The organism is Ruegeria sp. CL5, from assembly GCF_056536485.1.
In genome coordinates, this window is record NZ_JBQFPS010000011.1 from 39,833 (window position 1) to 53,277 (window position 13,445).

Here is a 13,445-nt window from a genome sequence, read left to right on the forward strand (position 1 = left end):
CTTGCAGGATAACGCAGCCCGCCCGTTCAGACCAGCAGAGCAGCATCTGAAACCAACCTGTCAATGAGATGGGCAACAAGCCGCTCAGGTTACGAGCAGGCGCAATCCCTGCGTCACGTCCGAGCGCACCGCCAATCTAAGACCTGGCTCATCCCCAGCCTTGAGCGCTGCGATGATCAAACGGTGGTAATGCGGCGGCTCAGTTCGTCGCAGCCGGCCATAAAGTGCCCGCATCGTGGGACCAAGCTGCAGCCAAACGGTCTCGGCCATTGCAAGCATCGCAGGGGCCTGTGCGCGCAGGTAAAGCGTCCGGTGGAATTCCAGATTGGAACGGATATAGCCAACCGCGTCGCGTTTAGTGACCATCTCGGCGACTGCCATGTTGATGCTTTGCAGCCGGTCAATCAGTGCCATGTGCGCGCGCGGCAGGGCGCGACTGGCCAATTCAACCTCAAGCAGCGCACGCAATGCCGCCAACTCCTCGATCCGATCCCTTGTCAGTTCAGGGGTCGACACGCGACCCGAGGTGGACAGTGACAGCGCGCCTTCCGCCGCCAGCCTCCGCACTGCTTCGCGCGCAGGCGTCATCGACACACCGAATTCCTTGCCTATACCGCGCAATGTCAGCGCCTGCCCCGGAGCCATCTCACCATGCATGATCCGAGACCTGAGTGTTCGATATACTCGATCATGGGTGGCGGTGTGGGACTCGGCGGGGCGTGTGGTCAGCATGAGCTTATGTGATCACAAACATTCCCGGCGTCAAGCGGCGGGTTCAAAGCGATAGCGGTGAAGTTCAGCCCCATTGTCGCGCAACCAGCGGCGGGCCTCTTTGTACGGGCCGAATATCCGCTCGACCTGCGCCCAGAAGGCGGGAGAATGGTTCATTTCGATCAGATGCGCCACCTCATGAGCGGCCACGTAGTGCAGCACCTCAGGCGGCGCGAGGATCAGTCGCCATGAAAACATCAACGCACTAGCTGAACTGCAGGATCCCCAACGCGAACGCGTATCACGCAGCGTAATGCTACTATACGGACGACCCAACATTGCGGCATAATCATCACACGCTCCGGTCAAACGATCGCGGGCAAGTTCTTTGAGAAACCGGGCGAGTCTCCGCGCCTCCGCCCCGGCAGGAACACCGATCTCGTCCCCCTTCAGCAGCACCCGCCGACCTGAGATTTGAACGATTCGCCGTGCTTTTCCCTCTATTGATATGGATTGACCGAACTCAACGGTTTCCTGGTCTGGCCTGTCCTGAAGATGACCGCGAATCCAATCCTCTTTCTGATGCGCGAAATCCAAAGCCTCGGCTTCGGGGACACCTTTTGGGTAGGTCAGCGTAACCCGCCCATCCAATTGGGAAATCCGCAAACTGATCCGTCTTGCCTGCGCAGATTTGCGCAATGTCAGCGACACCGGAGGGGTTCCAGGCAATGCGTGTCGCCCCATGGGCCGATCTCCTTCGCGCAAAGGCTTTGACAGTGCCTGCCGCTTATGGCAGGTGACCTGAATCATTGATGAGATTCACCTGATATCAAGGGGATTTGATATGCCCAAGGAAGAATGGGGCGTAAAGCGTGTTTGCCCGACCACTGGTAAACGCTTTTACGACCTGAACAAGGACCCGATCGTCAGCCCCTATACCGGCGAGATCGTTGAACTGGAAACCGGCAAAAGCCGGATGATCGCGGCAGATGCCGAAGATGCGGCTTCGGTTAAAGCACGTGAAGCTTCGTCGGACGAAGATATCGTGTTGGATGATGACGACAACGTCGATGTCGAACTGGATGACGATCTGCTGGACGATGATGACGACAGCGACAACGTTTCGCTGGACGATATCAAGGACATGTCGTCAGAAGACGAAAACTGATGGGTTTCGAGGCAGCCCCGGCTGCCTCATCCCAGTCCACCGGATTGGTTCGCACTTTTTCACCGAATCCGATTTTTGGACTTGCACTCTACGGCGACGTCTCATAAACGTCCGTCCACCGCTTTGACGGTACCTGCATGGGGCCTTAGCTCAGTTGGGAGAGCGCTTGCATGGCATGCAAGAGGTCAGGGGTTCGACTCCCCTAGGCTCCACCAAATCTCCATGATATGCTTTGAACTCAATAACTTCATGGTTTTCAATAGTTTTCCTAAGGGTCTGTTACATTGAGGTGTTACAGTGAGGACTCTTGAGAAGATGCCTGGACACCCCCGTCTGTATCGCCGTGGATCAACCTATTATCACCGTGCAGCCGTCCCGAAGGACATTGCTGACTCGTACGGTAAGGTCGAAGAAACCTTCTCTCTACGCACCAAAAACAGGGCTGAGGCTCTCGTTGTTCAATCACGGGCATCACGACGGGCATCAACTTGGATTTGACGACCGAAGCTATTCTCCCTCCCCCTAGAGAAGAGAGAAGAACTTGAAGCTATACACTCAGTGTAACACTCCAAGTGCCACTTAGCGCCCGACCCCCTGTACCTGAGGACAACGATGTTCGCTACGTTGCCCCGCGAGAAGACCACCGGCTAAGTTGTCAGGTACAACCATCATCCACCTGATCCACGCATCGACGCGGCAATCATCGATATCGAACACGCCACGGCCGGTCGCCTCGGGATTGGCTGGCACTACTTGGTACAGGTCGATGGCACGGTCGAACTCGGTAGACACCCCCTGACGCGTGGCGCAGTCGGTCGCGACAATTTCACCCGAAGCCATATCCAGATCGGCGTAGTGGGAGGCCGAGACCGGGAGACCGGCAAGTTCTCTGAGACCCTAACGACTGCCCAGCGTGACGCACTCGAGGCTCTCCATCAGAAACTCGTGGATACACTCGGTGTCCCCCTCGAGATCGACGAGAGCCTCGAGAAGTATATGTCAGGTCTGACGAGATAGGGTTTCGAAAGCGGTTGCAAATTGTCTGACGTCAGCGCCAATGGGACAGTTTAGGTTGATTTGATAAGAGAGGGTTTATGGCTCATCGTACCCGCCAAGGAGTCGAGATGAGAAAGAAACCCGAAGGAGTGAAGTAATCAGCTGCTGTCCGAAAGCCGCCAGACTTCCAGTTCACCAAATCCTCGGATCGTTCTGACCCCAACATTTTCAAGATCGAATTGGTCCTTCAGGACATGTGCGACTTCGCCCTGAACACTGATTTCCATCGGCTCGGAGAATTCCTGCAACCGTGAAGCGAGGTTTACGGCAGGTCCAAATATGTCGTAAACATACTTCTGAATTCCGACGACCGAGCCGACAACCGAACCCGAAGACAGACCAACCCGGCAATGCCATTGATGCGGATGGCTCAGATTGCGCCGGTTCAGATAGCGCACAAATCGGATGGCTGTGTTGGCGATTGCCTTAGCGTGATCCGGTGTCGGATCAGGCAATCCCGCCACAGTGATATACGCGTCTCCGATCGTTTTGATGCGCTCGCAACCGAATTGCTCACCTATACGATCAAACGCGCTGTATATGTCGTTCAGTTCAGTGACGGTCACGCTGGGATCCTGCGAGGCGACCATTTCCGTAAAGCCCACAAAATCCAGCATCAGAACAGAGACAGGGTTGTACAGCTGTGGCGTCACCACACCAAAGGTTTTGTATTCTTCATAGACCGAACGAGGCATGATGTTGAGAAGCAGTTTCTCCACCTGCTCTTTTTCGCGTTTGATCTCTCTTGTGTTGCGCTCGACCATCATCGAATAGGAATCGATCATAGATTCCAACTCCTTGATCCGCGTGATGTTCTGACAGACAAGAACCAGGACGTCGTCTTTGGTGGAAGTGAAATCGAGTGCGATGATCAGCGTCCTGCGTTTCTTTTTGAACTTGATCTCCGATGCGTATCGCCCGTTATCCGCAAGGGCAGTCTGCATGGCCTCGGCATCCAGATCAGGAAAAAGCTCCTGCAACTGATTTGGCTCTGCTTCGTTGCTGAACCAGTCGTCAAACGTGTCATTGCGAAAATTGAAACGCAATGATTTACGATCCAGTAGCGCGACCCCTACGCCGATTGCGCGCAGGAGCTGTTCATTAATGGCTTCTATCTTCATGGGTCACCCGACAATCAATGGGCGGCGTTTGGCGAACTCTGCAACAACTGCCTCGACATCCTCGTCGGCCACACCGTGATCAATCAAGGTCGCACGCAGCACCACCTCAAGCTCATCAAAATGAGCGTCGTTGATATCGAGATGTGAGTGCAGCTGTTTCAGCTGTTTGTCCGTATAAGACGCTGGTCCGCCAAGCAGGGAAGCAATGAATTTAGTCTGGTGATCAACCATCCGGGACATATCGACCTCGTCGAAGAATGGCCCGATGTCATCGTTATCAAGAAGGGTATCGTAGAAAGAGAGGACGATCTTGCTAACCTGCGAAAATCCCCCGTACTTCTCATAGAGCGTGCGTTCAGCCATACCAAAACCCTTTCAAAATAGTACGAATAGGGAAGCGCTCCCATTGTCAAAGACTACAAATTCTACACAGTTCAATTCAAGTCTGCCGCCGTCGCTGCATTCTGACGCCACTCGGAGCTTTGCCGAAGGGCGTCATGGTTCTAAAAACTATGTCAGCGGCGTTCGACGATAATCTCGGCATACTCGGAAGAAATGCACAGTGAATCGTTGGTCGAGATGTCGAACCTTTTGATCAGCGCCATCATGTCATTGCGCAATGATGTCTGACCTTCGGCATCCAACGCTTCGAATGCTTTTTGCATCGGGCCGTAGAACGTGCGGAAATATTCCATGAAATGCTCGGCTGACCGGTAGCGGAACATGAAGTTCTTGCGCCGAAACGATTTCACCGCGCACCGAGTGCCGAAATTCTGATCGATCCAGTCCCGGTTTCCCCACATCGCCGGAGAGTTCACGCCCGCAGGCGGCGTTACATGCTTGCCAATCGTTTTAAACAGTTGCCCGATAAAGCTTTCTGGGGTCCAGTTGGCCATGCCGATTTTTCCACCTGCCTTAACGATCCGCTGAAGTTCGGCAGCGGATTGTTTTTGATTAGGTGTAAACATTACCCCGAATGTGGACACTACCGCGTCGAATGACTGATCATTAAAGGGTAGGTTCTCGGCGTCTGCGACCTTGTAGTTTACGAACAGACCCTCGGCATGAGCACGCTTGCCGCTGGCTTCCAGCAGGCTTTCGACATAATCAGTTGAGGTTACGTCGCAAAAGCGTCTGGCAAAGGCCAGTGTTGCGTTGCCGTTGCCCGCTGCCACATCAAGGATCGTTGAGTCGGCGCGCATGTCCATAGCTTCGGCAAGCTCTTCACCGGTTATCTGCAGCGTGACCCCGACCTTGCTGTAATCTCCGGCACCCCACGCTGCGTTCTGTTTGGCTTTGATTGCCGTGTAATCTGCTGTGGGTGCGATGGTTGATTGAATACCCATGATTGATGTCCTCCGGGTGTTGTGCTGACCCTAGATCAGCGGTTTCAAAATAGCCGCATCTTCTGAATGCGTTTGAGTTATGCAGCTTCGAGATCAGGCCAGCTGAAATCGGCGATCGGCCGCTCGGCATTGGCAACATGCTCGAAGATTCTTGAATTGACCCATTCCGGCTGGAAGATTGGCGCCATGTGTCCAAGTTCGGGCAACAATGCGATACGTGCATTGGGCAACGTCTTGGCGATGGCCACGGCGACATTCTGAGCGATCTCAGGGGATTCCAGACCGGTCATCACCAGGGCTGGCATCTCGAGATTGGCCAGATCCTTTAACGTCCAGCTCTCGGCAAACCCGTTGGCAAAATCCGTCATGACTGAGGAAATCAGGCCCGCAAATTTCTTTTTGGCCTTGTCGGGCAGGTTGTCCCAAAAACCGTCTCCGTTCCAGAAATCAAGGAAATGCTGCATTCCTGCGGCCGGATCACCTTCGGCAGCAGCGCCAGATACCAACCCAGACAAAAGCTTGATCTGTTGAAACAAGCGACGTCCTTTGTTGTTCCCATGAGCCAGAAAATGAAATGCGGCCGGTTCATAGACAGTCAGGCTTTTGACCAGATCAGGGCGCATCAGGGCGATTTTGATTGCGATGCCGCCACCGTTCGAGTGACCGACCAAATGAACCGCGCTGCCCAGCTTTTCAATTTCTCTGATTACGGAGGCCGCCGAAATTGCCGCCCCCTTTTGGCTGTGATCGCTCGCCAAAGGTGCACGACCATAGCCGGGCAGATCAAAGGCATGAACATCAAAGCGACCGTCAAGATCGGCTTCCAGTTGGCTCCACTGAGCGCTGCTGGATGCGGAGGAATGCAATGCGACAATCGGTGCATTGCTTGCTTCGGTAGACCTAAATGAAATCGTCATCGTACTTACTCACTTGCGTTTGAGATGAGCAATAACTGACGGTTCATTGTTTCATTGAAATTTCCGAAATAAGCGCAAAGTGTTTCAGTTGTTGCTCTGTGAAGCAGGTCACACAACGCGCTATCTGTCTCTGAAACATGGGAAATTACGGCCGGAATTTGCGCCACCCCGACCGGTTTGAAACAATTGAAACATTAGATGCTGATTTTGAAATGGCGCTGAAACAATGATACCGTAGAAAAATAGGATGACGATGGACATGGCGAACGATTTTCAGGAAATCGAGAAGGCAAGGGACCTTCTGCGCGATGCAATCGAGTCTCTTAAGGAAGGGTTCGCCCTTTATGATGACGACCGTCGCCTGCTCATGTTCAACCAGCGCTATGCAGAGATGAACAAGGGTGTCGCGGACCTGTTAAAGCCCGGACTAGACTGGGAAATCCTGATGCGCGAAACAGCGCGGCGCGGGATTTATGCTGACGCCATCGGCAATGAAGAACAGTGGGTCTCGGATCGATTGGCCAACGGGATCGAGTTCATTCAGGATTATGAACTGGCCGAAACGGACGGTCGAACTTATCTGGTGTCGGTCCATCCCACCAATCTTGGCGGCTTTGTTGTTACGCGCGAGGATATTACTGATCGGAAGCAGGCCGAGGCTGAAGAACGCGACGGAGACCTTCTGATCAGGAAGGTGCTGGATGCCAGTTCTGCGGTCGTGACGATGGCGCGCATTGGCGATGGCCAGATCCTGTATCGCACACCCGCCGCCCTTCTGATGTTTGGCGCCTCCAAGTTTGCGCGGGAGCATTACGCCAAGCCTGAGGAGCGCGCAGATTTTGTGACCTTGCTGTTGGCGGATGGTCATGTCGAAAACTTCAAGCTCGATTTGTGCAATGCCAATGGAAAGATTTTTCCGGCCTCAATTTCTTCGCAGCTGATCGATTACAAAGGCGAAGAAGTAATCGTTACCAGCATTATTGATCTTACGGTTCAGCAGGAAGCCGATGCTTTGATCAGGCAGGTGATGGAAGCGTATCCCGCCGCGATCAACATGACGCATGCAGAGACAGGTGAGGTCCTGTTTGCAACGCCGGAAATAAAGGCTCTGTTTGGTCCTGCCCGCAGTTCCAAATCTTACTATGCTGATCCGACAGAACGTCAGCGATACCTGAAAGACCTTCGCGAAGCGGGATCTCTTAAAGATCGGCGGATGGAGTTTGTTGATGCAAATGGAAGAAAGTTTTGGGCTGCAGATTCTTCCCGCCTGATCGAATTCAACGGCGAAGAAGTCATCGTCTCGAACACACGAGATCTGACAGATGAACTGGCGATTGAAGAAGAGCTCGCAAAGCAACGCGAGATGTTGTTCCAGAATGAGAAGATGTCGGCCCTTGGCGAATTGCTTGCTGGCGTGGCTCATGAGCTAAACAACCCGCTTTCCGTGGTTGTTGGGCATTCTCTCATGCTGAAGGAAGAGATTACCGACCCAGATATGGCTGCCCGGATCGAGAAGATCAGCAATGCGGCCGAGCGCTGCGCGAAAATCGTCAAAACATTCCTGGCAATGGCGCGCCAGCAACCCAGCAATATCGAGGATGTCGATGTTGCCGGGCTGATCGCGACTGCGGCGGATGTCGTTGGGTATGGTACGCCATCAGATGGAATCCGCGTTGTGCAGAAAATTCCTGCTGATTTGCCACCGGTTGCCGCGGATGCCGATCAGATCACCCAAGTTATCATCAATCTGATCATTAATGCGGAACAGGCCATGAGGTCATCTGAGCGCGGTGACCTGATCGAGCTTTCAGCGCGGCCGAGGTTTGATTCAGGTATGGTCGAGTTGACGGTAAAGGACAATGGCCCGGGAATCCCCAAGGCCATTCGCGCCCGAATCTTTGAACCGTTCTTCACCACCAAGGAAGTTGGAGAAGGCACCGGTATTGGGCTCGCGTTTTGCCACAGGATTATACTGTCTCATGGCGGTCAGATCCGGCTTGATCAGAGCGACAGTACTGGCACCTGTATGCGGATCTTGCTGCCTATCGGGGCACAGAGCGAGTTTATGGAAGATGAGCCGAAAGATTCAATTTCTTCTTCACTGTCTTTGAAGGCATTGGTGGTGGATGATGAAGTTGAAGTTGGTGAGCTGCACGCAGAGATTCTGAGAAGAGAAGGTTTTGACGTCGATTTCGTCTCATCCGGTGAGGAAGCATTGCGCAATCTTCGCTCACAAAACTATGACGTATTCCTGAGTGACTTGAATATGCCGGGTGTTGATGGACGAAAGATCTATCAGGCTCTGGTTGCCGAATTTCCGCACATGCTGAACAGAACGGCCTATGTGACCGGGGATACGATGGGGCAGGCTTCGCAAGCATTGCTTGGTGAATCCGGCTTGCCTCATCTCGAAAAACCCGTTTCGCCTTTGGAACTCAGAACCCTCGTGGGCAATTTGCTTGCCGAAGGGAAGGAAGCAACCGATGGATGAAAAGAGAACGCATATCCTGGTGTGCGATGACGAAGTCGATGTGCGTGAAATGCTTCAGGAATATCTGGGCAAGCGTGGATATGAGGTTTCGGCAGCATCCGGCGGAGATGAGCTGAGGCAGATACTGTCTGCGAACGGGGTCGACGTCATTGTCATGGATATCAACATGCCAAAGGAAGATGGCCTTTCAATACTTCGATCCTTGCGCCCTGAGAATACAACACCTGTTATCATGTTGACTGCAGCAGGCGACGTTATCGATCGCATCGTCGGATTGGAGATGGGGGCAGATGATTATCTGGGCAAGCCTGTTGACCTTCGGGAACTTGAAGCCCGGATCAAGGCGATACTCCGGCGCGAAGCAATACATGAAACGGCGACCAAGGAAGCCCCCGACATCAACGGAGCACCATTTGGCGATTTTACATTGGACAAGGACGCGGCCAAACTTCTGGCCGCTGATGGTTCCGAAGTTCAGCTGACCGCTATGGAATACAACCTGATCAAGGTATTCGCCGAAAACAAGGGACGCGTTCTGAACCGCGACCAGCTGCTTGAACAGGCCCATGATCGATCCTGGGATCCATTTGATCGCAGTATCGATATCAGGATTTCCCGTCTTCGCCGAAAACTTGAATCCAACCCGGAAAAGCCCGAGATCATCAGAACTGTGCGAGGCATCGGATATCTGTATGACCCAAAGTGAAGGCATGTTTTTAACGAGCTGATTGCTAGCTTTAACGGGGATAATCGCCAAAGAAACGAATTGGCTGCGTGCAGAACCCTTCCGTAATCGTTACGAAGTTTGCCCAAGAGCCGTTCTGTGGTCCATTGTAGCGATACGCCAGTCTGAAAAAGGACACGCACTGGTAAGTCGACTACTCTGGGGCAATCGATATGCTATCAATCTCCGAACTACCCGAGATAGACTTTTCATCGGAAGCGTATCAGAAGCGACCGTTTCAAACCCTTGCTGAGCATGCACGGAAATGGCGCATCGCCCGTAGTAAACGCGGCGTGGAAATTTTGGACTATGACATTTGCAGGAACATGATCCTGGATCGTCGATTTGGCACAGGACATCCAAAGTTGATGCATCTGTTGGGCCTGCCGGAAGGACGTGCTTTAAGTTACAAACGTGAGTCTATATCCTTTTACAACCGCGGTGATAAACGGCGCAAATTACGACAGCCGATAGCGCGCCTGATGAGCCCGCACGCCTCTGAGGCGTTCCGGCAAGACATTAAGGATGTTGTCGCTGACATCATTTCTGACATCCCGACGCATACCAGAGTCGACCTGATCGAAGCACTTTGTGATCCCACGCCGTCGCGGGTCTATTGTTATTGGGTCGGTGCGGACAAAGGCGACGCGTCCTATATCGCCAGGACGTCGCACACGGTTCAGCAAGTTCATACGCGAGATTCGGAAAAGACGCCGGAAATTGTCGAGGCGTTTGAAAGCCTGCTTGATTATGCGGATGCACGGATTGCTGCCGCGCGCGAAGCCCCTTCTGACAATCTGATTTCGGATTTGGTCCGGGCAGCGAACAATGGTGAGTTTACGGATGACGATCTTCGGAATTGGGTTATCAAACTGGCAGAGGCGAATACCGACAACTCCTCTCATCAAATCGCAAGCACCATTATCGAACTGGCCTCACGCCCCGCTATCTGGCAAAGGCTGCGCGAAGATCCTGACGCAATTCCGATTGCCGTGAACGAAGTTATGCGTATCCACCCACGGTCAATCTCAACCTCTCGCGAAGCACTGGAGGACGTAGAAATCGATGGCGTGCATATCGCCAAGGGCACACCGGTCTTTGCAAATATCGGGGCTACCCATTGGGATGAGCGCTATTACCCGGAGCCTGAAAAATTTTCTCTCGAACGTGCTGGGCAGCCAGTTCATCTGAATTTCGGGGGTGGTGTATTCTCTTGCCTGGGGCGCTACGCGATCACAATCGAGGTTGAAGAAGTTGTCCGATATATGACCCAAACCTTTCCGCGCATTCGGTTGGATAAGGCAGAATTCAGTCATTCACCGATGTTCACAAATGTGACCGATCTACATGCGACACTTGCTCCTCTGAGCTGATCAATGCGCATTTCAAAGAATTGAAAAACATACTCCCAAGGTTGTTGTCAGCCGATACCACATCCGCCAAGGTGCACATTCTACTCATCAAATGCAGGGGCACCCATGTTGCAACTTTCTGAGCGAAAAGAATTTGCGGTTATGACTTGCCAGGAAGCGGGAAAAGTCGCGGCCGAGTATTTTGCAAATCGGGATGCGCTGCTGGTCGACCAAAAGGGCGCTCAGGATTGGGTGAGCGAGGCAGATCGGAACGTTGAAACCTTTATTCGCGACAAGATCAGGGATGCTTGGCCCGAAGATGGAGTTTTTGGTGAGGAGCATGGTGCAAGCAAAGGGACAAGCGGGTTTGATTGGGTGATCGACCCAATCGACGGGACGACAAATTTTGTTAACGGGATTCCAGCCTGGACCATCGTTCTGGCCGGTGTGTCAAATGCGCAGACCCAGATTGGGGTCATCCGTGATCCAAATGTCGACGAAAGCTATGTCGCCGTCCGGGGTGGAGGCGCAACGCTGAATAACGCCCCGATGCGGGTCGCTTCAGGCGTCGCGCTGGAGGAAGGAACCGTAGCTGTCGGATATTCGAACCGCATCGAAGCCCGCCAAGTTGTTCCGATTATCGCAGATCTGATCGAACATGGAGCGATGTTTCACCGAAACGCCAGCGGCGCTCTGTCATTGGCCTATGTGGCTGCGGGTCGGCTGCTGGGCTATGTCGAAGAGCATATGAACGCATGGGACTGCCTGGCCGGTCAGTTGATGATCGCGGAAGCTGGCGGCAGGATCGAAGATCAGGATGCCGATGCCATGATCCGCAATGGCGGCCGGGTGATTGCAGGTACACCGGATGTGTTCGACACTTTGCGCGAGATAGCCGAGCGTGCATGGAAGACCTGAGCGACTAGTCGAGCGAGCACCACCCACTCAACGGTTCAAGCGTCTTTAGATCGGCCTGCCAATAGTGGCCTTGCGCGGGTTGATCGTATCTCCGGTCAATGGGACGGCCCGATAAGATGCACCATAGCAGTGTGCCGACAGCCCCGTGCGTAACAATGGCAAGGTCGTTGCCATCTTGTTTTTCAACAATCGAAATCGTTGCACGATGAATGCGTTGTTGAGCCTCTATTGCCGTTTCCCAACCGTGAAAACTGGCAGCCGGGTGGTCAAAGAAAGCATCAGCAGCGGCTTCAAAAGCATCGCGCGGCAGAAAACCGGTGGTGCTGCGGTCATTTTCGCCAAGGTCAGCATTTAGATTTACCGGCAGGTCTCGGGGCGTCGCTAGAATCTCAGCCGTATCGCGGGCCTTTTGCTCGGTGCTGGTCCAGATTTGAGAGACCTCCGAGAAGATCTCGGCATTCGCAAACGCGGTAGCGCGGTAGCGCCCTGTTTTACTAAGCCCCCAATCCGTTACAGGAATGTTGGGGTCGATTACGACCTCGGGATGCGTGATGATCAGAAGCTTGGGCATTTATTCGGGCAAAAGCACGGGTCCTTTCTCGGCAAAACCCATCCGAATTTCTGCACCGGGTTCAAGCGGTGCATCCACATCGTCATGCACCGCGAAGACCTGACCGAACGCTCCAGTCAGAGTGTACTCCATGCGAACACCAACATAGGTTGCCTTGGCGACGGTGGCGGCGATGCCCTGCTCGGCGCCGATCACCAGACGCGAGGGTCGGATGGCGACAGTTGCGGGCCCCTGAGGCATATCGCGAGATGACAGCGTGTGGCGGTAGCCCTCGATCTCGATCGTGGCCATATCTCCTTCGACAGAGATGATCTGACAAGCCAGCAAGTTGGCTTCGCCAATAAAATCCGCAACGAAGCGATCATTGGGTGCATCGTAGAGCTGGCGTGGCGTACCGATCTGCGCGATGGCGGAATTCCGCATCACGACAATTTCGTCTGATACCGCCAAGGCCTCTTCCTGATCATGTGTCACATAGACGACCGTCAGGCCAAGGTCCTGTTGGATGGCCCTGATATCCTCGCGCACCTGGCGGCGCAGTTTCGCGTCGAGATTAGACAGAGGTTCGTCAAATAGCAGCACCTGTGGCTCTAACACCAAAGCCCGCGCAACGGCGACGCGCTGCTGCTGTCCGCCAGACAACTCGGATGGCAAACGGCTATCAAAACCTTTCAGGCCAACCAACTCCAAACCGTCCAGAGCGCGGTTGCGGGCCTCGTCTTTGGCAAAGCCCGAGAACGTGAGGCCATACATAACATTCTCAAGCACACTCATATGGGGAAACAGAGCGTATGACTGGAACACCATCGACACGTCCCGGTCCGTTGCGGGCAGTTTGGTCACGTCGCGATCCCCGATGGTGATCTTGCCCGAGGTTGCCATTTCGAGCCCTGCGATCATCCTCAGGGTCGTTGTTTTGCCACAGCCTGAAGGGCCCAGCAGCGTGACCAGCTTTCCAGCTTCGACATGCAGGTTAATGTTGTCGACAGCAACGACATCCTTGCCGAACATCTTCGTCACGGACTCGAACCGAACCGGCGCGGCTTTGGACTGCAGGCTCATGTCAAACT

The 13,445-nt window shown here is 53.7% G+C and carries 15 protein-coding genes and 1 tRNA gene; 7 read left to right on the forward strand and 9 right to left on the reverse strand.

What is annotated here, in order from left to right; genetic code table 11:
* Positions 1-84 precede the first annotated feature (84 nt).
* Together ACR0IU_RS17240 and ACR0IU_RS17245 are read right to left on the reverse strand one after the other, a co-directional pair.
* On the reverse strand, positions 85-732 hold the full coding sequence (locus ACR0IU_RS17240; protein WP_170547205.1) for a GntR family transcriptional regulator: 648 nt from the start codon (positions 730-732) through the stop codon (positions 85-87).
* A gap of 30 nt (positions 733-762) precedes the next feature.
* Positions 763-1,455, reverse strand: a complete 693-nt coding sequence (locus ACR0IU_RS17245) for a M48 family metallopeptidase (protein WP_480717107.1) — start codon at positions 1,453-1,455, stop codon at positions 763-765.
* A 100-nt stretch (positions 1,456-1,555) separates the two neighbouring features.
* On the opposite strand from ACR0IU_RS17245, the gene ACR0IU_RS17250 reads away from it, so the two are divergent.
* The 3 genes from ACR0IU_RS17250 (at position 1,556) to ACR0IU_RS17260 (ending at position 2,377) form a co-directional block, all read left to right on the forward strand.
* Complete coding sequence (locus tag ACR0IU_RS17250) at positions 1,556-1,879, forward strand: TIGR02300 family protein (RefSeq protein ID WP_010443532.1); 324 nt, start codon at positions 1,556-1,558, stop codon at positions 1,877-1,879.
* Between the two features lie 139 nt (positions 1,880-2,018).
* Positions 2,019-2,094: transfer RNA gene (locus ACR0IU_RS17255), tRNA-Ala, on the forward strand.
* A gap of 100 nt (positions 2,095-2,194) precedes the next feature.
* Positions 2,195-2,377 carry a DUF6538 domain-containing protein gene (locus ACR0IU_RS17260; protein WP_480717108.1) on the forward strand — a complete coding sequence of 61 codons (183 nt, stop codon included), beginning with the start codon at positions 2,195-2,197 and terminating at the stop codon, positions 2,375-2,377.
* A gap of 81 nt (positions 2,378-2,458) precedes the next feature.
* Here the strand turns inward: ACR0IU_RS17260 and ACR0IU_RS17265 are convergent, their stop codons facing one another.
* From ACR0IU_RS17265 to ACR0IU_RS17285, 5 genes are all read right to left on the reverse strand, one after another.
* On the reverse strand, positions 2,459-2,719 hold the full coding sequence (locus tag ACR0IU_RS17265; protein WP_480717109.1) for a hypothetical protein: 261 nt from the start codon (positions 2,717-2,719) through the stop codon (positions 2,459-2,461).
* Between the two features lie 314 nt (positions 2,720-3,033).
* Positions 3,034-4,056: an adenylate/guanylate cyclase domain-containing protein gene (locus ACR0IU_RS17270; RefSeq protein WP_480717110.1), complete on the reverse strand. Its 1,023-nt coding sequence runs from the start codon at positions 4,054-4,056 to the stop codon at positions 3,034-3,036.
* A gap of 3 nt (positions 4,057-4,059) precedes the next feature.
* The gene (locus ACR0IU_RS17275) at positions 4,060-4,419 is read right to left on the reverse strand and encodes a group I truncated hemoglobin (RefSeq protein WP_010438274.1); all 360 of its coding nucleotides are present in this window, start codon (positions 4,417-4,419) and stop codon (positions 4,060-4,062) included.
* A 152-nt stretch (positions 4,420-4,571) separates the two neighbouring features.
* The gene (locus ACR0IU_RS17280) at positions 4,572-5,402 is read right to left on the reverse strand and encodes a class I SAM-dependent methyltransferase (RefSeq protein ID WP_480717111.1); all 831 of its coding nucleotides are present in this window, start codon (positions 5,400-5,402) and stop codon (positions 4,572-4,574) included.
* Positions 5,403-5,479: 77 nt separating this feature from the next.
* Positions 5,480-6,319 (reverse strand): alpha/beta fold hydrolase, encoded by an 840-nt coding sequence (locus ACR0IU_RS17285; protein ID WP_319545629.1) that lies wholly within the window; start codon positions 6,317-6,319, stop codon positions 5,480-5,482.
* A gap of 259 nt (positions 6,320-6,578) precedes the next feature.
* Between ACR0IU_RS17285 and ACR0IU_RS17290 the strand changes: the two genes are divergently transcribed.
* The 4 genes from ACR0IU_RS17290 to ACR0IU_RS17305 all read left to right on the forward strand — a co-directional run bounded on the left by ACR0IU_RS17290 (position 6,579) and on the right by ACR0IU_RS17305 (position 11,804).
* The gene (locus ACR0IU_RS17290; RefSeq protein ID WP_480717112.1) at positions 6,579-8,810 is read left to right on the forward strand and encodes an ATP-binding protein; all 2,232 of its coding nucleotides are present in this window, start codon (positions 6,579-6,581) and stop codon (positions 8,808-8,810) included.
* Complete coding sequence (locus ACR0IU_RS17295) at positions 8,803-9,516, forward strand: response regulator (protein WP_010438283.1); 714 nt, start codon at positions 8,803-8,805, stop codon at positions 9,514-9,516. Before ACR0IU_RS17290 ends, ACR0IU_RS17295 begins: the two co-directional genes overlap by 8 nt.
* Positions 9,517-10,016: 500 nt before the next feature.
* Complete coding sequence (locus tag ACR0IU_RS17300) at positions 10,017-10,907, forward strand: cytochrome P450 (protein WP_480717113.1); 891 nt, start codon at positions 10,017-10,019, stop codon at positions 10,905-10,907.
* 105 nt (positions 10,908-11,012) lie between these two features.
* A complete protein-coding gene (locus ACR0IU_RS17305; RefSeq protein WP_480717114.1) occupies positions 11,013-11,804 on the forward strand; it encodes an inositol monophosphatase family protein in 792 nt (263 codons plus the stop codon).
* Between the two features lie 4 nt (positions 11,805-11,808).
* On the opposite strand, the gene ACR0IU_RS17310 is transcribed toward ACR0IU_RS17305, so the two are convergent.
* Positions 11,809-12,375: a histidine phosphatase family protein gene (locus tag ACR0IU_RS17310; RefSeq protein WP_480717115.1), complete on the reverse strand. Its 567-nt coding sequence runs from the start codon at positions 12,373-12,375 to the stop codon at positions 11,809-11,811.
* Positions 12,376-13,437, reverse strand: a complete 1,062-nt coding sequence (locus ACR0IU_RS17315) for an ABC transporter ATP-binding protein (protein WP_480717116.1) — start codon at positions 13,435-13,437, stop codon at positions 12,376-12,378.
* Positions 13,438-13,445 lie beyond the last annotated feature (8 nt).

Excerpts from the sequence above, each read along its gene's own strand:
- ACR0IU_RS17270 (WP_480717110.1), bottom strand. The coding sequence starts at position 4,056 with ATGAAGATAGAAGCCATTAATGAACAGCTCCTGCGCGCAATCGGCGTA.
- ACR0IU_RS17240 (WP_170547205.1), bottom strand. The coding sequence starts at position 732 with ATGCTGACCACACGCCCCGCCGAGTCCCACACCGCCACCCATGATCGA.
- ACR0IU_RS17285 (WP_319545629.1), bottom strand. The coding sequence starts at position 6,319 with ATGACGATTTCATTTAGGTCTACCGAAGCAAGCAATGCACCGATTGTC.
- ACR0IU_RS17290 (WP_480717112.1), top strand. The coding sequence starts at position 6,579 with ATGGCGAACGATTTTCAGGAAATCGAGAAGGCAAGGGACCTTCTGCGC.
- ACR0IU_RS17245 (WP_480717107.1), bottom strand. The coding sequence starts at position 1,455 with ATGGGGCGACACGCATTGCCTGGAACCCCTCCGGTGTCGCTGACATTG.
- ACR0IU_RS17250 (WP_010443532.1), top strand. The coding sequence starts at position 1,556 with ATGCCCAAGGAAGAATGGGGCGTAAAGCGTGTTTGCCCGACCACTGGT.
- ACR0IU_RS17315 (WP_480717116.1), bottom strand. The coding sequence starts at position 13,437 with ATGAGCCTGCAGTCCAAAGCCGCGCCGGTTCGGTTCGAGTCCGTGACG.
- ACR0IU_RS17310 (WP_480717115.1), bottom strand. The coding sequence starts at position 12,375 with ATGCCCAAGCTTCTGATCATCACGCATCCCGAGGTCGTAATCGACCCC.
- ACR0IU_RS17260 (WP_480717108.1), top strand. The coding sequence starts at position 2,195 with ATGCCTGGACACCCCCGTCTGTATCGCCGTGGATCAACCTATTATCAC.
- ACR0IU_RS17295 (WP_010438283.1), top strand. The coding sequence starts at position 8,803 with ATGGATGAAAAGAGAACGCATATCCTGGTGTGCGATGACGAAGTCGAT.
- ACR0IU_RS17265 (WP_480717109.1), bottom strand. The coding sequence starts at position 2,719 with ATGGCTTCGGGTGAAATTGTCGCGACCGACTGCGCCACGCGTCAGGGG.
- ACR0IU_RS17275 (WP_010438274.1), bottom strand. The coding sequence starts at position 4,419 with ATGGCTGAACGCACGCTCTATGAGAAGTACGGGGGATTTTCGCAGGTT.
- ACR0IU_RS17305 (WP_480717114.1), top strand. The coding sequence starts at position 11,013 with ATGTTGCAACTTTCTGAGCGAAAAGAATTTGCGGTTATGACTTGCCAG.
- ACR0IU_RS17300 (WP_480717113.1), top strand. The coding sequence starts at position 10,017 with ATGAGCCCGCACGCCTCTGAGGCGTTCCGGCAAGACATTAAGGATGTT.
- ACR0IU_RS17280 (WP_480717111.1), bottom strand. The coding sequence starts at position 5,402 with ATGGGTATTCAATCAACCATCGCACCCACAGCAGATTACACGGCAATC.